This window comes from Lentzea kristufekii (assembly GCF_033949925.1).
GTDB classification, from domain to species: Bacteria; Actinomycetota; Actinomycetes; order Mycobacteriales; family Pseudonocardiaceae; genus Lentzea; species Lentzea kristufekii.
Window position 1 is genome coordinate 281,742 of the sequence record NZ_JAXAVV010000002.1, and the last position, 17,821, is coordinate 299,562.

A 17,821-nucleotide genomic window follows, 5' to 3' on the forward strand; every position below is an offset into this window, starting at 1 on the left:
GGAATGGTGACCTTTTCGGTCGACGACGTCACGCCGGTGACCGAGGCGCTGCCCACCCGCCCGATCGCCGACCTGTTCCCGGACGCGCTCGTCGTCGCCGGCGAGCAGGCCGTGCTCGAACCGGACGGCGTGCACCCGCTGCTGAGCGCGGTGGCGAAGGCGTTCGCCCAGCACCGGCCGCTCGTCCTCACCCCGGACGCGGTGTGGCTGACGATCGCACGCGGAATCGCCCAGCACATCAAGCTGCACGCGGAGGAACTGCGGCCGCTGCTGGTCAGCCACGAGGGCAAGAAGCGCCTGACGGTGCTGATCGACGGCCCGATGCCGGTGGACGCCGAGTCGTGGGCGCACGTCGTGGAGCTGTTCGGCAAGCAGATCGGCGACACGACTTTCGAGTGCGACTTCAGCACCAGCACGGAGATCGAACGAGTGGCGGGCCGCGTCGCGATGATGGACGCGTACTCGCCGTACTACGCCTACTGGGCGGTGTGCGTCTGCGGAATCCCGTCGATCACGCTCACCGGCACGGCCGACGACTGGCGCAAGATCCGCGCCCGCGTCGACGACCTGAGCGTGCTCGGACTCGGCCAGTGGGTGCGGTCGCTCGCACCGATCATGGACGAGTTCGTGCGGGCCGCGTCGGGCGATGCGCGCACGGAGTTCTGGAAGCGCATCTACAACCCGGCCGACGCCTACGGCGGCGAGGTGGTCACCGGGTGGATCTCGCGGTTCTACCCGTACCTGGCGCTGCAGGGCACGAACGGTGCGCCGAACCCCATGCTGGGCCTGCGTCTCGGCGAACCGCGCGGCGAACGAGGTCCGGGCATCAGGACGGACACCGTGCCCGCCACCCTGTGCCGCGCGACGATCAACGTCAGCGACCTCGGCACCAATCGCGTCGTGACGCTCGACGCGGGCCTGATCGGTGTCGTGCAGGATCCGGACGGCGCGCTCCGGCCGGTCGCGGGCTGGGCGCTGGTCGACGCGCCCCCGGACATCGAGACGGTGACAACCCGGCTGATCGCGGAACACGAGACGACGCCACCCACCGAGCACCCGCACGGGCCATCCGGCGCTGGGGAGGTGATCGCCCTGTACAACCGCGTCGGAACCGCTTCGCTGTTCGGCGGCACCTGGCGGCTCTGCCCGCACGACGCCACGACGTTCCTGGACTCCGGGCCGCACACGGTCCACGGCCGGTTCGCGCTCGCGGACGGGCGGTACGTCGGCGAGGTCCAGGCGTGGAACGACGCCGAACCGCACTGGGCGGTGCTGCGCGACGGCGACGACCCGGCGGAGGTGCCGTTGCTCGGCACCTCGCTCGCTCACCTGCTGGACGCCGCCATGGACGCGGACGGCGACATCGCGCAGCTCGAAACCGGGAAGCTCGCCGATCTAGGGCCTGTGTCGAAGTCTGGTCCGCGATAGCCGGGCCCGAGGCGGCCCCTGGCGGCACGGCCGGACGGCCCACGTACAACACCGGTATGCGGGCCGTCCGGCCGCACCACCAGGAACCACCTCAAGCGCGACTCTCATCGAACCAGACTTCGACACAGGCCCTAGTGCTGTGACCGGAACTGGTCCAGCACGCGCCGTTCCCGCTTCGTCGGACGCCCCGCACCCCGCTCGCGCCGCGCGATCGGGGCCTCCACGGGCGGCGGGGGAGTGCGGTCGATGAAGCAGGTGGCCGCGTCCGCCGCGCCCACCCGTTTCTGGATCACCCGCACCACCTCGACGATGCGGGTCTTGTCGCCCACCCGCGCCCTGACCTGGTCGCCGGGCACCACCGTCGCCGAGGCCTTCGCGGGCTTGTCGTTGATGCGCACGTGGCCGCCCTTGCACGCCTGAGAGGCGTCCGGGCGGGTCTTCGTCAGCCTGACCGCCCACAGCCAGCGGTCGATGCGCGTGGACTCCACCCCGCCATCATGGCACTCTCGGAGATCATGAGGCTCCTGGCGGTCGCGCTGACCCTCGCCGCGTCACTCACCCCCGTCGGCCCGCTCGGTGAGCTCACGGGCCTCGCCGTGCAGCGCGTCCAGGTCGCGGACCTGGTGGCGGCGGCCAAGTTCGGGACGGCACAACCGATCGACGACCCCTTGCGCGAACAGCAGGTGCTCGACGGCGTGCGGGCCAGGGCGGTGGAGCTGCACCTCGACAAGAGGTCCCGCAGCACAGGCCCGATCTCGCCACCGAGGTCCGGCCGGTCCTCGACCGGCTGACGACCGGCATCCTGGCCGAGATCGAGGACACCGAACGGCTCCGCCGCCCGTCGCTGCGGTGCGAGATCCACGCGACCATCGCGGAACGGTCGGCGGTGGTGCTGCACCGCCTCGACCGGTTGCACGAGAGCGCCCTGGCCGAGGCGATGCACACCGTGTGCGCATAGGCCCTGTCCTGCAGGTCTCGACCGTGACTCTCATCGAACGGACCTGCAGGACAGGCCTAAGCCTCCACAGTGGACTGCAGGCCCAGCATCCTTGCGAGCCCCGACAGTTCGAGCACGCGCGTCACCTGCTCGGACGCGGCGGCGAGCTTGAGACCGCCCGCCGCGGCCGAGGCGCGCGCATGTCCGCGCACGAGTGCGCTCACCCCGCTGGAGTCGCAGAACGTGACGGCTGTCAGGTCCAGCACGACGTAGCGGTGACCGTTGTCGAGCAGACGGTCCAGCCGTGCGAGCAGTCGTTCCGAGCCGGAGCCGGCCAGTTCGCCGGAGACCGTGACGAGGGTGGAGGCAGGCGACGACTCCGTCACCGTGACTTCGAGCATTTCGCAGCTGTACCCGGTGCTGCCCACCGCGAAACTGGTTTTGTGCGAGTTCTTCTGACGTCCTTGCCCATCCACTCCCACCTGATGCCGGCGATGGTGCCGCTCGCGCGGGCGTTCCGGCAGCGGGGCCACGAGGCCGTGATCGCGACAGGGCCCGCGATGGCGCACCTGGAGCACACCGTCGTGATGCGGGACGTCCCGGCGCCGTCCGACCTCGGGCCGCCGCCACCGTGGATCCCGGAACGCGACGGCGTGCTGAAGGTGCCGCTCTGGTCCGGCCCGCTCGTGGTCGCGTCCGCCGCCAACGTCCTCGACTTCGCCCGCACCTGGCGTCCCGACGTCATCGTGCGCGAGACCAGCGAGTACGGCGGCCAGATCGCCGCCGAGGTGCTCGGCATCCCGCACGCGCTGGTCGACATCGCCCCGTTCGCGCCGCTGGAGATCCCGCTGCTCGACGAGCTGGTGGACAAGGTCCGCGCCAGGTTCGGGGTCGGCGCGACCGAGCCGGCCCTCGTCGCCGGCCTGACCCCGGCGTCGTGGCACCCGGCCCAGCACCACTTCCGCGTGCCGATCGAGCAGGGGTGGCGAGGAAGGACCGGAGATCGTCGCGTCCTTCGGCACCAACGCCCAGTGGCTGATGCCGGGGTCCACGCTGCCGCACGTCGTGGTGGAGGCGCTGGGCGAGGTCTCCGCACCCTCCGTCGTCGCGATCGGCCACGGCGACTGGACCGGCCCGCGCCCGTCGAACGTCCGTCTCGAACCGGAGATCCCGCAGCAGCGGCTCCTCGGCACCGCGAAGGTGTTCGTGACGCACGCGGGCTACAGCGGCGTGCGGGAGGCGCTGACCGCCGGTGTGCCGATGGTCGCGGTGCCGTTGTTCGCCGACCAGCCGCGCAACGCGGACCGGGTTCAGGAACTCGGCGCGGGCGTGCGGGTGGACGTGAAAGGACTGACCGCCACCGTTCTGGCCGAACGGATCCGGCACGTGCTGAACACGAGGAAATATCACGAGGCCGCTGAGAACCTCGCCGCACAAACAATGGATCTTGAGGCTTTCACGAATATTCCGGACCACCTCGTATCCGCTGTGTGACGACATTTTGGGTGTGGCCAAAAGCTTCGACGGAAATTTAGTCCGTCCGGAGACTGGCGGTGGGGCAGGTGCTTGTTGGGGAGAACAGGTCGCCTGTACGAGGGGAAACCAGGGGGAAATATGAAGAGGCACGTGCGCGACAGTTTCTTCGTCGTGGGCGAAGGCGTACTGGAATTCGACGGCAGAGGTGGGGCCACCACGCGTCAGCCCTCCACGGCGGAGGAGCTGCGCAGGTTCCGGTTCTCACGACTGGGGCCGAAAGGGCCGCGCACCGACGAGGAGACGCGGGTCGCCCTCGCCACCGCGATCACCGCGGACGTTCCGCAGCCCGACTCGGCGGATCCGGCCGTCCCCGCGGGGTTCACCTACCTCGGTCAGTTCGTCGACCACGACCTGACCATGGACCGGACCGAGTCGCAGCTCGGGCAGGACGTCAACCTCGACGAGCTGACGCAGGGCCGCTCGCCCGCGCTGGACCTCGACTCGGTCTACGGCCGCGGCCCGCGAGACAAGGACGACCAGGCCTTCTACGCCCAGGACGGCGTGAAGCTCAAGGTCGGCACCACGACACCGGTGCCGTTCCCGGACGAGGGCACCAACGTCCCGTTCGAGGGCTTCGACCTGCCGCGCCGCGGTGGGACGGCCGGCACCGCGGCGGATCGGCGGCTGCCGCTGATCCCGGACGCCCGCAACGACGAGAACCTCGTGGTGGCGCAGACGCACCTCGCGTTCATCCGCTTCCACAACCGGGTGGTCGACGAGCTCGCGCTCACCGGCCTCACGGGTGAGCGGCTGTTCCGCGCCGCCAAGGAACTCGTGGTGCGGCACTACCAGTGGATGCTCAGGACCGACCACCTGCCGCGGATCATCGACCCGGCGATCGTGGACGACGTCTTCACCAACGGCCGCAGGTTCTTCGAGGTGCCCGGCCGGTGCCGCGACCACTCGCCGACGATGCCGATCGAGTTCTCGGTCGCCTCGTACCGCTTCGGGCACAGCCAGATCCGCGGCGCGTACCAGTGGAACCGCGTGTTCAACTCGGCCGGGCCCGGTGGCATCGCGACGCTGTTCGCGCTGTTCACGTTCACCGGCGTGAGCGGCAACTTCGATCCCAGCTCGGGCACGCCGGCCGACCTCGACGACGTCGACCGGGGGCCGGTCTTCACGTTGCCCAGCAACTGGATCGCGGACTTCCGGCGGCTCTACGACTTCACCGAGGCCGAGCGGGACGACCTGGTGCCGCCCGCGGAGTCCGGTGGCGGCAACGTCACCAAGCGGATCGACACGCTGCTGGTCGACCCGCTGACGCAGCTGCCGGCCGGCACGTTCGGCGGGCGCGGCACGCAGTTCCGCGAGATCGAGCGCAACCTCGCGTTCCGCAACCTCACCAGGGCCTCGATGATGGAGCTCGCCACCGGGCAGCAGATCGCCGAGCTGTTCGGCGTGGAGCCGCTCACCGCCGAGCAGATCCTCGTGGGCAACGGCGGCGCGGTCGTCGAAGGCCTGTCCGAGGAGCAGAAGGCGCAGCTGGTCGCCGCCACCCCGTTGTGGTTCTACGTCCTGCGCGAGGCCGAGGTCGGCAACGGGCTGATGGGCCCGGTCGGCGGCCGGATCACCGCGGAGGTCTTCCACCGCGCGATGGAGGGCAGCCGGATCTCGATCGTGCGCTCGCCGTACTGGCGGCCCACGCTCGGCCCGGACTCCAGCACGTTCCGCATGGTCGACCTGCTGCTGTTCGCGTTCGAGGGCAAGGCGGACCTGCTGAACCCGCTGGGGGACCCCGTCAGCTGATCTTCCTCGCGCGTCGGGGTCTGACCGGGTGGTGGCAGTCAGACTCCGAGGGGGAGATCGATGTCGCGTCCAGAAACCACACGCAGCGAAAGCACCGGGGAACGCCTGGCTCGTTTTGCGCGGGAGTCCGGAATTCCGTTGCTGCGCATCGGCCTGGGGGTCGTGTACCTCTGGTTCGGCGTGCTGAAGCTCTTTCCCGGTGGCAGTCCGGCCCAGGATCTCGTCGAACGCACGGTCTCCGCGCTGACGTTCGGGATCATTCACGGGGATGTGGCGAGAATGAGTGCCGCGATCAGTGAGATCGGGATCGCGCTGGTCCTGCTGAGCTTCCGCGCACCGCGGTCGTGCGCGGTCCTGCTGGCCGGTCATGTCGTGCTGGTGTCGACACCACTGGTGTTGTTCCCCGGCGAGATGTGGTCCGGTCCGCTGCAGGCGTCGTTCGAAGCCCAATACATCCTGAAGAACCTGGTGACCGTCGCCGCCGCGGTGGTCATCGCCTCATCGCACCCGAGGGTGCGGTGAACGGGAGCCGTTCGATCCTCGGGTCGGGCGGCTCCCGCCGTTATAGGTTTCCCTTATGGGGGATTCACTGGCGCCTTTGGCGCATCCGGCTTTCCGATGGCTTCTCGCGGGCCGCGTCACGACCATCACCGGCAACGCGATGGCACCGATCGCGCTGGCGTTCGCCGTTCTCGACCTCACCTCGTCGATCACGTCGCTGGGCCTCGTCGTCGCCGCGCGGTCGCTCACGAACGTGGTGTTCCTGCTGTGGGGCGGTGTCGTCGCGGACCGGCTGCCGCGCCAGCTCGTGCTCGCCGGGTCGTGCGCGGTCAGCTTCGCCAGCCAGGCGGTGATCGCGGGTCTCGTGCTGACCGGGACGGCGTCGGTGCCGTGGCTCGTGGTGCTGTCGGCGGTCAACGGGATGTCGAGCGCGTTCTCCCTCCCGGCCTCCGCCGCGCTGGTGCCGCAGACCGTGCCGGTCGAGCAGCGCCTGCAGGCGAACGCGCTGCTGCGCCTGGGGTTGAACTTCGCGCGCATCGGCGGTGCGGCGCTGGGCGGCCTGCTGATCGCGTTCACCGGTCCGGGCTGGGGCCTCGCCGTGGACGCGCTGTCGTTCGCGCTGGCCGGTGTGTTCTTCGCGTTCGTGCGCGTGCCCGCCGCCCACGTCCCGGCAGGCCACAAACCGTCGGTGCTGGCCGAGCTGAAGGTCGGCTGGACGGAGTTCGTGGCGCGGCAATGGGTCTGGGTCGTGGTCGTGGCCTTCACGTTCGTCAACGCGGCTCTCGCCGGCGGTGTGATGGTGCTCGGGCCGGTGCTGGCGGACACGACGTTCGGGCGCGAGATGTGGGGCCTGATCCTCGCCGCGCAGACCGCGGGCATGGTCGCCGGCGCGTTCGTCGTGATGCGGGTCAAGGTGCGCAGGCAGCTGCTGCTCGGGGTGGCGTGCGTGGCGGGCTTCGCGCTGCTGCCGCTGGTGATGGTCCTGCACCCGGCGCCGTGGCTGCTCCTCGTCACCGCGTTCCTGTCCGGACTGGGCCTGGAGCAGTTCGGGGTGGCGTGGGAGATGGCGCTGCAGCACCACGTGCCACCGGACCGGCTCGCGCGGGTCTACTCCTACGACATGCTGGGGTCGTTCGTGGCGATCCCGCTGGCCCAGATCGCCATCGGGCCGGTGTCGCACGCGTTCGGGACCTCGGCGGCCCTGCTCGGCTGCGCCGCGATCTGCCTGCTCGCGACCGCGGGAATGCTCGCCTCCCGGTCCGTGCGGTCGTTGGAGAACGTCCCCGAGCCGGTTCGATGATCCGTGCAACGCGACAGGAGTCCGCGGCGTCTATGTGGACGGAAGCGGAGCACTGATCATCAGCCTTCGATGCAGTCGCCCGCGCTGGATCCACTTCAACTGGGGAAGTGAATGAAAATCAAGCGTTTCGCCGTGCTGGGCACGGTTCTCGCGCTGGCAGGTGCGACCCTCGCGCCGGCGGCGTCGGCCGAGGAGTACGACCGTCCACTGGCCGACCGGCTGCGTGAGGCGATCGTCGCGCAGAACTTCAAGGACGTCATCGACCTGACCCCGCCGGAGTTCGGCGCACGGTCGGCGGGCAAGCGGGAGAAGTACGACGCCTCGCCCGCGGAGCTGATGAACAAGGCCCAGGCGCGGATGGCGGTGGCGGCGGGCAAGCCGTTGCACCAGACGCCGAACATGGACGCGGCGATCATCGAGCTCGACCCGTTCGGCCGCCCGAAGTCCGTGGCGAACGTGCTGCTCAGCCCGCAGTACCCGAACGGCGTGGTCGTGCCGGTCACGCACAAGGGCCTGTCCACCGACCAGGTGCGCTACCGCTGGTGGGACGACACCGAGTGGGACGTCAACGGCGGCAAGGGCACCGTCGACGTGCTGCCCGGCCGGGAGAACGCGGCGATCGACTTCTCCTCGCCGTACCCGGCGTCGGTGCTGAAGCTGATGGTGGGCTTCGGCGTCCTGCGCCTGGCCGACCAGGGCAGGATCGATCTCGACGCCGACTACGTCTACGCCCCGGACCCGGTGCGCCCGGCGTGCGGCGGGCCGTCGGTGAAGAAGATCCGGCAGCACTTCGACGAGATGATCACGAAGTCGCAGAACGAGTCCACCTGCTCGCTGATCAAGCTGATCCACGACCACAAGGCCTGGGACGAGGTCAACCAGACGTTCGCCGACCTCGGCATGCCGACCCTGATGGTCACCGGCACCCTGCCCGAGAACGGCGGCCGGTGGATCGGTTCCAACATGAGCGGCCTCGACACCGCGAAGCTCCTGCTGCTGGTCAACGGCGGCGCGGGCGTGCTGTGGACGACCGACAAGGGCAAGCCCGTCACCCGCAACGAGCTCTCGTACTCGTCGCGGAAGTTCTTCCAGGAGACGCTGGCGGGCCAGGGCCACAACGAGATGCTGTCGACGCCGAACTGGTGCGGGCGCGACTACCCGGTGCAGGGCATCCCGCAGCAGGTGCCGTCGCGCTGGATCAAGCCGGACGGCACCGTGACCGTCGGCGACGCGGTCTACGACCGTGACGTGCGTCCGTGCAACGACGCCGCCGAGGTGACGTTCGCGCACAAGACGGGCTGGGTCGACACGACCGGTTCCGACGCGGGCATCGTGAAGTCGTTGCGCGGCAAGGACAACCGCAACTACATCGTGGTCGTGTTCTGCAACCTGGGCACCGACTACGTGGACGCGGCCCGCCCGGCCGACCCGCCCGGCGTGTACCCCGTGCTGTACACGCAGAAGTACGCGCAGCTCGGCAAGGCGATCGACACCATCATGAAGGACCTGTAGCCGGCAGTGCGGCACCGCGGCCGGTCACACGGCCGCGGTGCCGATCAGCCCGTTGCGCGTCACCAGTGCCGCCAGCTCGGCCTCGGTGAGGTCGCCGGTGCCCTCGGGACGGCGCGGCAGCACCATGTACCGCGACTCGGCGTTCGCGTCCCACACCTCGATCCTGGTGGTCTCGGGCAGCGTCAGCCCGAACTGCTCCAGCACCTCGCGCGGGTGGCTGACCACCCTCGCGCGGTACGCCGGGCTCTTGTACCAGGTGGGGGACGGTCCGAGCAGCGAGAGCGGGTAGCAGCTGCAGAGGGTGCACACGAGGACGTTGTGCACGTCCCCGGTGTTCTCGACGACGTGCAGCCGTTGCACCTGCAGGCCGCCGCCCATCGACAACCCCAGTTCGGGCAACGCCTCGTTCGCGTTCTCCAGCAGCCGCGCCCGGAAGCCGTCGTCGGTCCAGGCCCTGGCCACGACCCGGAACCCGTTGGCGGGGGAGGCCCTGTGCGTGAACGCCTCCAGCACCTGGTCCAGCTCCCGCGGGTCCAGCAGCCCCTTCTCCTCGAGGATCGCTTCCAGCTCCCGGACGCGCGCGGCGATCGGGGAGTCGTCGTGGTCGTCACTCATCGCTGAGGTAGTCCTCCCAGAGGGACAGCGTCACGCTGTGGTCGCCGTGGCCGAACAGTTCGCGTGCGGAGAACCGCACCAGGTACACCTGTTGTGGCTGCTGGACTCCCCGCGCGCTCAGGTCCGCCAGCGGATGAACGCCGTCGTGCCCGACCACCGTGCCGAGCCGGCCGCGCGCGTAGTGCGGCAGCCGGGTGTGGTGGTCCGGTTCCACTGTGGACGTCCGGACGCGGTCGCCGGTCCGGTAGCGCTCAGACAACGCCGCGCTCCTTCAGCAGCGTCTGGATCGCGCGGAACCAGTTCTCGTAGTAGGAGGACTCGTGCGACATCGTGCGTTCGACGGCGTCCCGGAACTCGTCCAGGTTGTAGACGCCCCGCACGATCAGCGCGCGGTTCATGGCCATGACATGGGCTTCCCAGTCGGCGTGGAACGGCGGTTCGTCGAGCTCCTCGACCACGGGCCCGAAGCCGTCCTGGCCGCCGACGTCGTTGATCCTCGGCATGTCACCTCCTGCTCTCAGCCAGATTCTGCGCCGCCTCCCGCCAGTTCGGGAAGTGGAACTCGAATCCGGCCTGCAGGAGCCTGCCCGGAACGACCCGGCGGCTCTTGAGGAGCAGCTCGGTGTCGCTGCGGATCGCGAATGCCCCGATCTCGGCCATCCAGCTCGTCGCGGGCAGTCCCACCGGCACGTGCCAGGCCTGGCGCAGCTCGCGCATGAACTCGCGCTGCGGCACCGGGTTCGGCGCCGCGAGGTTGACCGCGCCCGCGATCGGTTCCCTGATCAGCAGCGCGACCGCCCGCACGAAGTCGTCGTCGTGGATCCACGAGACGTACTGGTGCCCGCCCGCCACCGGTCCGCCCAGGCCGAGCCGCGCCAGCCACGACAGGTAGTCGAAGACACCGCCCCTGTCCGGGCTCATCACCATCGCCGCCCGGAGCGCGACCTTGCGGGTGGCCGGCGTGTCGGCCTCGTCCAGTTCGGCCTCCCAGCGCTTGGCGATCTCGACGCTGTAGGTCCAGTAGCCCGGCACGTCCGGTTCGCGTCCGCCGAGGACGCCGGTCTCCTCGTCGTTGGCCGCGTCGAACCGGTGCGCGTAGATCGTCGCGGTGCTCATCTGCAGCCACACCCCTGGAGGGTTGGCCGCCTTCGCGATGGCTTCGCCGACGACCGGCGCGGAGTCCACGCGCGAGCGCATCATCTGCTGCAGGTTCTCCGCCGTGTAGCGGCAGCTCACGCTCCGCCCGGCCAGGTTGATCACGACGTCGGCGCCGTCGATCTCGTCGGCCCACCTGCCGAGCGTGTGGCCGTCCCAGCGCACGCCGGTGCTGCGGCCGATGATCACGACCTCGTGGCCCGCCGCCTTGAACGCGCGGGTCAGCACGCCGCCGACCTGCCCGGTACCGCCTGGAATCACGATCTTCATGTCGTCGCTTCCCCCTCGCTGACGACGCTAGCCCCCGGTCGCTGAGAGCCGTTTCAGCTATGATCCCGGAAAACGCTCAAACGAACAGGCGGTCGGTCATGCGTGAGTCCAGCGAGGCGCGGCGGCAGCGGATTCTGGCCGTCACGGCGTCGCGGGGCACGGTCAAGGTGAGCGATCTGGCCGGGGAGCTGGACGTTTCGATCGTCACGATCAGACGCGACGTCGAGGAGCTGGCACGGCTCGGCAAGCTGCGTCGCGGGCACGGCGTCGCGCGCTCGCTCACGCCGATCGAGCAGCCGGAGCCCAGGCAGGCCACGAACGGGGCGATCGCGCTGGTCGTGCCGGAGCGGCACACGTACCTCTACGAGACCATGAACGGCGCCCGCAAGGCCCTCGAAGAGGCCGGCATGCGGGTCGTTCTGCACATCGCGCCGCAGGTCAGGGGCGCGGAACGGCCCATCGTCGAGAAGGCGCTGACCGAGCCGGTGCAGGGGCTGCTGATGGCGCCGCGGTGGCGCACGTCCGAGGAGGAGTCCGAGGACGACTGGCTCGCGGACACGGGCGTGCCGACCGTCCTCATGGAGCGCCGCCCGAGCGGAGGCCTGCGGGCGATGAACTCCGTGTGCTCGGACCACTGGTACGGCATGCATCTGGCCGTGAAGCACCTGACGGGGCTCGGGCATCGCCGGATCGTGCTCGCCGCACGCGACGACAGTCCGACGGCGCGGGTGCTGCGCAGGGCGTTCCGCGAGATCTCGGCGGACCTGGAGGACGCGGTCACGGTGCGGAGCTCGCCGGACACCGGGCTGGTGGACGTGGTGCGCGAGCGTCGGGCCACGGCGGCGGTGCTGCACGGCGACGAGGACGCGTTGATGCTGGTCCAGCAGATGATGCACGCCGGGATGGAGGTGCCGCGGATGTGCTCGGTGGTGTCGTACGACGATGTGGTCGCGTCGCTCGGCAGCATCCCGCTCACGGCCGTGGCGCCGCCGAAGACCGAGGTCGGCAGGGTCGCCGCCGAACTGCTGCTCCGCAAGCTGAAAGGCCAGGCCGCGGCCACCGAACGCATCGAGCTGCTGCCGACGTTGAAGGTCCGCTCATCGACTGAGCGTTTGAACGTTTCTTGACGGCAAACCGATCAGGCGATCAGGATGCGATCCATGCGCCTGAGTCGTCGCACACTTCTCGCGGCGGGTCTCACGGCACCGTTGGCGGCCTGCTCCACTCCGCAACGCCGCGGTGCCGGAGGTCCGGTGGAGATCACGTTCTGGTCGGCCCTGCGCGGTAGTCAGCAGGTCGTCGACGCGTTCAACTCCTCGCAGAACCGCATCAGGGTGGTCTTCCAGCAGATCCCCTCCGGTGGGCAGGGCGGCTACGCCAAGCTCAGCAACGCGGCTCGCGCGGGCAACGCACCGGACGTCGCCACGATCGAGTACCCGCAGGTCCCGGGGTACGCGATCGACGGCGTGGCCCGGGACATCACCGACCTCGTGACCGACCGTCTGAAGCAGAAGCTCCTGCCCCAGGCGCTCAAGCTCACGACGTTCGACAACCGCGTGTTCAGCGTCCCCCTCGACGTCGAGCCGATGGTCCTGCACTATCGCGCGGACCTGTTCCAGGCCAACGGTTTCGAAGTCCCGACGACCTGGGACGAGTTCGCCGGCCTCGCGCGGACGGTGAAGTCCAGGTTCCCCGACAAGAGGCTCACGCTGTTCCCCACGGACGGTGGCACGCAGTTCGCCTGCCACGCCTGGCAGGCCGGCGCGCAGTGGTTCGACACCCGCGGCGGCAAGTGGCGCGTGTCCCTCGCCGACGAGCCCACTCAGAAGGTCGCCGCCTACTGGCAGGGCCTGATCGACGAGGACCTGGTGTTCCGCAACGCCGGTGACAGCAAGCAGCACGACGCGCAGATCGGCCAGGACCGGGTGATCACCAGGCTGAGCGGTGCGTGGGACGCGGGTGCGCAGATGCGGGCGAGGCCCGCGCAGAAGGGCAAGTGGCGCATCGCCCCCATGCCGATCTGGGACGAGCAGGTCGTCGGCACGCACGGCGGTTCGACGTTCGCCGTCACCAAGGACTCCCAGGAGCCCGAGGCCGCGATGGAGTTCATCGAGTGGCAGTGCACGCATCCGGACGCTCTGACAGCTCGGTTGAAGAGCGGCACCAGCAGCCAGTACCCGGTCGCGCCCGGCCTGGTCGAGACGGGCGCCAAGGCGTTCCCCGGCGAGTACTACGGCGGCCAGGACATCTACCGGCTCTTCCAGCAGGAGGCGGACAAGATCCGCGACGGCTGGGTGTGGGGCCCGCGGATGACCGCCACCCTGAAGGTCATGCAGGACGGGTTCGCGAAGGCGGGCGCCGGGGCCGGCACGCTGATCGACGCGGTGCGGGAGGCCCAGAGCGGCACCATGCCCGACCTGCTGGCGCTCGGACTGTCCACTGAGGAGGGTGCGCGGTGAAGGGCAAGCTCGCCTGCGCCGTGCTGATGGCGCCGTTCTTCCTCCTGCTGGTCACGGTGTTCCTGATCCCGACCGGCACGGCGGTCTGGCTCAGCTTCTTCGCGGCCGACCAGCCGGGACTGGGCTTCGGCCCGGAGAACACGGTGTTCGTCGGCCTGCGCAGCTACGGCGCGGTGCTGAGCGACCCGACGTTCCTGGGCAGCCTCCTCACCGTCGTGCTGTACTGCCTGCTCTACATCCCGCTCATGGTCGCCGGCGCGCTCACCCTCGCGCTGCTGCTCGACTCCGGCGTGGTGAAGCTGCGCAGCTGGATGCAGATGGGCCTCTACCTGCCGCACGCCGTGCCGGGCATCATCGCCGCGCTGATCTGGCTCTACCTCTACACGCCCGGCCTGAGCCCGATCATCGACCTGTTCGCCAAGGCCGACGTCCAGATCAGCTTCCTCGGCATCAACACCGTCCTGCCGTCGATCGTGAACATCGCCCTGTGGAGCAACCTCGGCTACAACATGGTGATCTTCTACGCCGCGTTGCAGGCCGTGCCGCGCGAGGTCCTGGAAGCGTCCGTCGTGGACGGTGCGGGCCCGGTCAAGCAGGCCCTGCGGATCAAGGCCCCGCTGGTGCGCGGCGCGATCGTCACTGTCGGCATCTTCACCCTGATCTGGGCGCTGCAGCTGTTCACCGAACCCGTGCTGCTCAGCCAGTCCACCCCGATGATCAGCGCCCGGTTCTCGCCGAGCATGTACATCTTCGACGCCGCCTTCACCCGCAACAACTACGGCCTCGCCGCGGCCGCGTCCGTGATCCTGCTCGCCTTCACGGTCGCGCTGTCCTACGGCGTCACCCGCTGGACGAACAGGAAGGCCGACTGATGACCCTCCTCGGCCGTACCACGGTGAACGTGGTCGTCGGCATCTCGGTGCTCTACACCCTGCTGCCGGTGATGTGGCTGGTGCTCGCCGCCACGAAGAACGTCGACGCCCTGTTCAACAGCGATCTCTTCGGCGGCTTCTCGCTGGTGGAGAACGTCAAGGACCTGTTCGCGATGGACAAGGGCCTGTACCCGCGCTGGTACCTCAACAGCCTGCTGTACGCCGTGGTCGGCGCGGCGGTCAGCGCGTTCATCTCGATCGCCGCGGGCTACGCGTTCGACAAGTACGCGTTCCGTCACAAGGAGAAGCTCTTCGGGCTCGTGCTCGCGGCGGTCATGGTGCCGCAGACCGTGCTCGCGCTGCCGCTCTACCTGATGGCGTCCGAGGCGGGCCTGGTGAACACGTTCTGGGCGGTGTTCATCCCGGCGCTGTTCAACCCGTTCGGCGTCTACCTCGGCCGGATCTTCGCGCAGGGCTACGTGCCGGACGAGGTGCTGGAGGCCGCCCGCATCGACGGCGCGGGCGACCTCACCACGTACTTCAAGGTCGCTTTCAGGATGCTGGGACCGGGCGTGGTGACGCTGTTCCTGTTCCAGCTCACCACGATCTGGAACAACTTCTTCCTGCCCATGGTCATGCTGTCCGACCAGTTGCTCTACCCCGTCAGCCTCGGCCTCTACCAGTGGAACAGCTCGGCCACTGTCTCTCCCGAATACTACCCGGTGGTGATCATGGGATCTCTCCTCGCGGTGCTGCCGCTGATCCTCGCTTTCATGTTGCTGCAACGGTTCTGGAAGGCCGGCCTGACCGCGGGAGCCGTCAAGTGAGGGCCGCGGGCGTGATGTCGGCGGAGGCCGCCGGCGCCGTTCTCACGCCCGTGCTCCACGACCTGCGGGTGGTCTGCGACTTCGCGGGCGTCCGCCCCGACTTCGCCGAGGTCCCCGACGTCGACCTGCTCGTCACGGGCTGGGGCTGCCCGCCGATCACCGCCGAGGTGCTCGCACGGCTGCCCCGCCTGAAGGCGATCGTGCACACCGCCGGCTCGGTCAAGGGCTTCGTCACCGACGCCTGCTGGGAACGCGGCATCGCGGTGTCGTCGGCCGCGCAGGCCAACGCGCTGCCGGTCGCCGAGTACACCGTCGCGATGATCCTGCTCAGCGGCAAGCGGGTGCTCGAACGCGCCCGCGACTACCGCGAGACCAGGCGGATGTCGGTGTACGAGGTTCCCGCCTCGGTGGGCAACTTCGGTGCCACGGTCGGCATCCTGTCCGCGTCGATGGTCGGCCGCCGGGTGATCGAGCTGCTGGCGCCCTACGACTTCCACGTGCTGGTGCACGACCCGTTCGTGACCGAGGTGGACGGTGCCGAGTCCGTGAGCCTCACCGAGCTGTTCAATCGCAGCGACGTCGTCAGCGTGCACACGCCGTTGCTGCCGGAGACCACGGGCCTGGTGAGCCGCGAGCTGCTGGGCCTGCTGCGCGACGACGCCGTGCTGATCAACACCGCTCGCGGCGCCGTCGTCGACCAGGACGCCCTGGCGGACGAGGCCGGCCGGATCCGGGCGGTGCTCGACGTGACCGACCCCGAGGTGCTGCCGGCGGACCACCCGTTGTGGCGCAACGACAACGTGCTCATCACGCCCCACCTGGCCGGGTCGCAGGGCAACGAGTGGGGCCGGCTCGGCCGCCACGCCGTGGACGAGGTCCGCAGGTGGGCGGCGGGGGAGGCGTTCGCGACCCCGGTGCCCGCTGATCGAAGGGAACGCATCGCGTGAAGCTGCCAGACCCCGACCACGTCCTCAGTCCCCGCACCGGCCTCACCCGCGAGCACTGGGTGGCCACCGCCGACGGCCTGCTCGCCGCCGCCTGGCGGTACGCGTCTCCCGACCAGGCCTTCCTCGACCTGCCCGGCAGGCCGTCCCGCAGCGGTGTCCGGTCGGACGGCCTGGAGGGGTACGCCCGCACGTTCCTCGCCGCCGCGTTCCGCACCGCGCACGGCGAGGACCCGCACAACTGGCTGGAGCGCTACGCCGCGGGGCTCGCGGCCGGCACGGCGGGGGAGTGGCCCGCGATCTTCGACGTCGGCCAGCCCATGGTCGAGTCGGCCTCCGTGGCGCTGGGCCTGCGCCTCACCAAGCCGTGGCTCTGGGACGAGCTCCCGGAGGCGGTGCAGGACCGCGCCGAGGCCTGGCTGCGGGAGGCGCTGCGGCGCGTTCCCGCCGCCAACAACTGGTACTTCTTCCCGTACACCGTGGCGTCGTTCCTGGAGTCGGCCGGACGCGGTGACGACGAGACCCGCCAGGCGAAGGCCCGCGCGATGGAACTGCTCCAGGGCTGGTACGTCGGCGACGGCTGGTACTCCGACGGCGACGGCCGCGCGTTCGACCACTACAACGGCTGGGCACTGCACCTCTACCCGGCGCTGGACGCCCACCTCGACGGCCGTCCCGTCACCACGCACCTGCGCGAGCACCTGGAGAGCTTCCACCTGCTGTTCGGCGCGGACGGCGCCCCGCTCTACCTCGGACGGTCGCTCACCTACCGCTTCGCCGCCGCGTCGGCCGTGGCACTGGGTGCGATCACCGGCGAGACACCGCTGAGTCCCGGTCACTCCCGCCACCTCATCAGCCAGAACCTCCAGTACTTCCTCGACCGGGGATCGCTGTGCGACGGCCTGCTCAGCCTCGGCTGGCACGGCCCGCACGAGGCGAGTCTGCAGGTCTACTCCGGCCCGGCCTCGCCGTACTGGGCGTCCAAGGCGTTCGTCTGCCTGCTCGCCGGCCCTGACCATCCACTGTGGACAGAGCAGGAGGAGGGCCAGGACGAGGACCGGACGCTCGCGCTGCCCGGCCCCGGCTTCCTGATCCGGCGGCACAACGGCGTGACGCGCCTGCACAACCACGGCAGCGACCACGTCCGGCCGTTCGAGGGCGAGTACGCGACCGAGGACGACCCCCTCTACAGCCGCTTCGCCTACTCCACCGCCAGCGGCCCGACCGCGAAGCACAACGTCGCCGACAACCACATCAGCCTGGTCGTCCGGGGTGACCGCAGCGTGCGCAGGCGGATCCACCCGCTGGGCGCGCGGGACAACTGGGCCGCGTCCTGGCACCGCCCCGTGTTCGACGCGCACCAGCCCACCGTGCCGGGCCTGCGGATCGAGAGCGTCACGGCGGTCTGGGACGACCAGGAGCTGCGCATCCACCGCGTGATCGGCGCACCGCCCGGCACGAGGGCCGAGCTCACCGGCTGGGCGACGGACCTGGAGTCGTCGTTGGCCGGTGTGCGGGGCTGGACGGGCACGGAGTCGCGGACAGCGCCGCAGGGCACGGCGTTCACCGCCACCACGAAGGTCCCCGTGCTGACCGCGGAAGTCGAAGGCACCGTGACTCTCGCGGCGGTGGCGGTTCTCGGCGGTTCCGTCGCGGACGCGGACTGGGACGCCCGCGTCGACGAGATCCTCCGGCTGACCCTGGACGCCTGACCGG

At 69.9% G+C, this 17,821-nt stretch carries 19 protein-coding genes; 13 read left to right on the top strand and 6 right to left on the bottom strand.

Annotated elements, in window-relative coordinates:
- Window positions 1-6: 6 nt before the first annotated feature.
- A complete protein-coding gene (locus tag SK571_RS04870) occupies window positions 7-1,428 on the top strand; it encodes a DUF4419 domain-containing protein (RefSeq protein ID WP_319982818.1) in 1,422 nt (473 codons plus the stop codon).
- 131 nt (window positions 1,429-1,559) lie between these two features.
- Here SK571_RS04870 and SK571_RS04875 read toward each other — a convergent pair whose 3' ends face one another.
- A complete protein-coding gene (locus tag SK571_RS04875) occupies window positions 1,560-1,916 on the bottom strand; it encodes an RNA-binding S4 domain-containing protein (RefSeq protein ID WP_319982819.1) in 357 nt (118 codons plus the stop codon).
- Window positions 1,917-1,943: 27 nt separating this feature from the next.
- Between SK571_RS04875 and SK571_RS04880 the strand changes: the two genes are divergently transcribed.
- Window positions 1,944-2,219 (top strand): chorismate mutase, encoded by a 276-nt coding sequence (locus SK571_RS04880; protein WP_319982820.1) that lies wholly within the window; start codon window positions 1,944-1,946, stop codon window positions 2,217-2,219.
- 223 nt (window positions 2,220-2,442) lie between these two features.
- On the opposite strand, the gene SK571_RS04885 is transcribed toward SK571_RS04880, so the two are convergent.
- A complete protein-coding gene (locus SK571_RS04885; RefSeq protein ID WP_319982821.1) occupies window positions 2,443-3,417 on the bottom strand; it encodes an STAS domain-containing protein in 975 nt (324 codons plus the stop codon).
- Between SK571_RS04885 and SK571_RS04890 the strand changes: the two genes are divergently transcribed.
- From SK571_RS04890 to SK571_RS04910, 5 genes are all read left to right on the top strand, one after another.
- Window positions 3,404-3,859, top strand: coding sequence for a glycosyltransferase (locus SK571_RS04890; protein ID WP_319982822.1), 456 nt, complete (start codon window positions 3,404-3,406; stop codon window positions 3,857-3,859). The two genes, SK571_RS04885 and SK571_RS04890, sit on opposite strands and share 14 nt — an antisense overlap.
- 132 nt (window positions 3,860-3,991) lie before the next feature.
- Window positions 3,992-5,650 (top strand): peroxidase family protein, encoded by a 1,659-nt coding sequence (locus tag SK571_RS04895; RefSeq protein WP_319982823.1) that lies wholly within the window; start codon window positions 3,992-3,994, stop codon window positions 5,648-5,650.
- A 60-nt stretch (window positions 5,651-5,710) separates the two neighbouring features.
- Complete coding sequence (locus tag SK571_RS04900; protein ID WP_319982824.1) at window positions 5,711-6,172, top strand: DoxX family protein; 462 nt, start codon at window positions 5,711-5,713, stop codon at window positions 6,170-6,172.
- A 55-nt stretch (window positions 6,173-6,227) separates the two neighbouring features.
- Entirely contained in the window at window positions 6,228-7,451 is a 1,224-nt protein-coding gene (locus SK571_RS04905; RefSeq protein WP_319982825.1) for an MFS transporter, read from the top strand.
- Window positions 7,452-7,562: 111 nt separating this feature from the next.
- Window positions 7,563-8,963 carry a serine hydrolase gene (locus tag SK571_RS04910; protein ID WP_319982826.1) on the top strand — a complete coding sequence of 467 codons (1,401 nt, stop codon included), beginning with the start codon at window positions 7,563-7,565 and terminating at the stop codon, window positions 8,961-8,963.
- A 24-nt stretch (window positions 8,964-8,987) separates the two neighbouring features.
- On the opposite strand, the gene SK571_RS04915 is transcribed toward SK571_RS04910, so the two are convergent.
- From SK571_RS04915 to SK571_RS04925, 4 genes are read right to left on the bottom strand one after another with little or no spacing between them, the layout of a single operon-like run.
- Window positions 8,988-9,578 carry a nitrile hydratase subunit alpha gene (locus tag SK571_RS04915; RefSeq protein ID WP_319982827.1) on the bottom strand — a complete coding sequence of 197 codons (591 nt, stop codon included), beginning with the start codon at window positions 9,576-9,578 and terminating at the stop codon, window positions 8,988-8,990.
- Window positions 9,571-9,837 carry an SH3-like domain-containing protein gene (locus SK571_RS46325; RefSeq protein WP_406601939.1) on the bottom strand — a complete coding sequence of 89 codons (267 nt, stop codon included), beginning with the start codon at window positions 9,835-9,837 and terminating at the stop codon, window positions 9,571-9,573. The genes SK571_RS04915 and SK571_RS46325 overlap by 8 nt, the downstream gene beginning before the upstream one ends.
- Window positions 9,830-10,081: a hypothetical protein gene (locus SK571_RS46330; protein WP_406601940.1), complete on the bottom strand. Its 252-nt coding sequence runs from the start codon at window positions 10,079-10,081 to the stop codon at window positions 9,830-9,832. Before SK571_RS46330 ends, SK571_RS46325 begins: the two co-directional genes overlap by 8 nt.
- 1 nt (window position 10,082) lies before the next feature.
- Window positions 10,083-11,003 carry a TIGR01777 family oxidoreductase gene (locus SK571_RS04925; protein WP_319982828.1) on the bottom strand — a complete coding sequence of 307 codons (921 nt, stop codon included), beginning with the start codon at window positions 11,001-11,003 and terminating at the stop codon, window positions 10,083-10,085.
- 98 nt (window positions 11,004-11,101) lie between these two features.
- Between SK571_RS04925 and SK571_RS04930 the strand changes: the two genes are divergently transcribed.
- From SK571_RS04930 to SK571_RS04955, 6 genes are read left to right on the top strand one after another with little or no spacing between them, the layout of a single operon-like run.
- Complete coding sequence (locus tag SK571_RS04930) at window positions 11,102-12,130, top strand: substrate-binding domain-containing protein (RefSeq protein ID WP_319982829.1); 1,029 nt, start codon at window positions 11,102-11,104, stop codon at window positions 12,128-12,130.
- Window positions 12,131-12,163: 33 nt separating this feature from the next.
- A complete protein-coding gene (locus tag SK571_RS04935; RefSeq protein WP_319982830.1) occupies window positions 12,164-13,462 on the top strand; it encodes an ABC transporter substrate-binding protein in 1,299 nt (432 codons plus the stop codon).
- A complete protein-coding gene (locus SK571_RS04940; RefSeq protein WP_319982831.1) occupies window positions 13,459-14,334 on the top strand; it encodes a carbohydrate ABC transporter permease in 876 nt (291 codons plus the stop codon). The genes SK571_RS04935 and SK571_RS04940 overlap by 4 nt, the downstream gene beginning before the upstream one ends.
- On the top strand, window positions 14,334-15,161 hold the full coding sequence (locus SK571_RS04945) for a carbohydrate ABC transporter permease (protein ID WP_319982832.1): 828 nt from the start codon (window positions 14,334-14,336) through the stop codon (window positions 15,159-15,161). Before SK571_RS04940 ends, SK571_RS04945 begins: the two co-directional genes overlap by 1 nt.
- Window positions 15,158-16,108: a hydroxyacid dehydrogenase gene (locus SK571_RS04950; RefSeq protein WP_319982833.1), complete on the top strand. Its 951-nt coding sequence runs from the start codon at window positions 15,158-15,160 to the stop codon at window positions 16,106-16,108. Before SK571_RS04945 ends, SK571_RS04950 begins: the two co-directional genes overlap by 4 nt.
- Window positions 16,105-17,817: a DUF2264 domain-containing protein gene (locus SK571_RS04955; protein ID WP_319982834.1), complete on the top strand. Its 1,713-nt coding sequence runs from the start codon at window positions 16,105-16,107 to the stop codon at window positions 17,815-17,817. Before SK571_RS04950 ends, SK571_RS04955 begins: the two co-directional genes overlap by 4 nt.
- The last annotated feature ends 4 nt before the right edge of the window (window positions 17,818-17,821 follow it).

Excerpts from the sequence above, each read along its gene's own strand:
- SK571_RS04880 (WP_319982820.1), top strand. The coding sequence starts at position 1,944 with ATGAGGCTCCTGGCGGTCGCGCTGACCCTCGCCGCGTCACTCACCCCC.
- SK571_RS04890 (WP_319982822.1), top strand. The coding sequence starts at position 3,404 with ATGCCGGGGTCCACGCTGCCGCACGTCGTGGTGGAGGCGCTGGGCGAG.
- SK571_RS04900 (WP_319982824.1), top strand. The coding sequence starts at position 5,711 with ATGTCGCGTCCAGAAACCACACGCAGCGAAAGCACCGGGGAACGCCTG.
- SK571_RS04905 (WP_319982825.1), top strand. The coding sequence starts at position 6,228 with ATGGGGGATTCACTGGCGCCTTTGGCGCATCCGGCTTTCCGATGGCTT.
- SK571_RS04910 (WP_319982826.1), top strand. The coding sequence starts at position 7,563 with ATGAAAATCAAGCGTTTCGCCGTGCTGGGCACGGTTCTCGCGCTGGCA.
- SK571_RS04915 (WP_319982827.1), bottom strand. The coding sequence starts at position 9,578 with ATGAGTGACGACCACGACGACTCCCCGATCGCCGCGCGCGTCCGGGAG.
- SK571_RS46330 (WP_406601940.1), bottom strand. The coding sequence starts at position 10,081 with ATGCCGAGGATCAACGACGTCGGCGGCCAGGACGGCTTCGGGCCCGTG.
- SK571_RS04925 (WP_319982828.1), bottom strand. The coding sequence starts at position 11,003 with ATGAAGATCGTGATTCCAGGCGGTACCGGGCAGGTCGGCGGCGTGCTG.
- SK571_RS04930 (WP_319982829.1), top strand. The coding sequence starts at position 11,102 with ATGCGTGAGTCCAGCGAGGCGCGGCGGCAGCGGATTCTGGCCGTCACG.
- SK571_RS04935 (WP_319982830.1), top strand. The coding sequence starts at position 12,164 with ATGCGCCTGAGTCGTCGCACACTTCTCGCGGCGGGTCTCACGGCACCG.
- SK571_RS04945 (WP_319982832.1), top strand. The coding sequence starts at position 14,334 with ATGACCCTCCTCGGCCGTACCACGGTGAACGTGGTCGTCGGCATCTCG.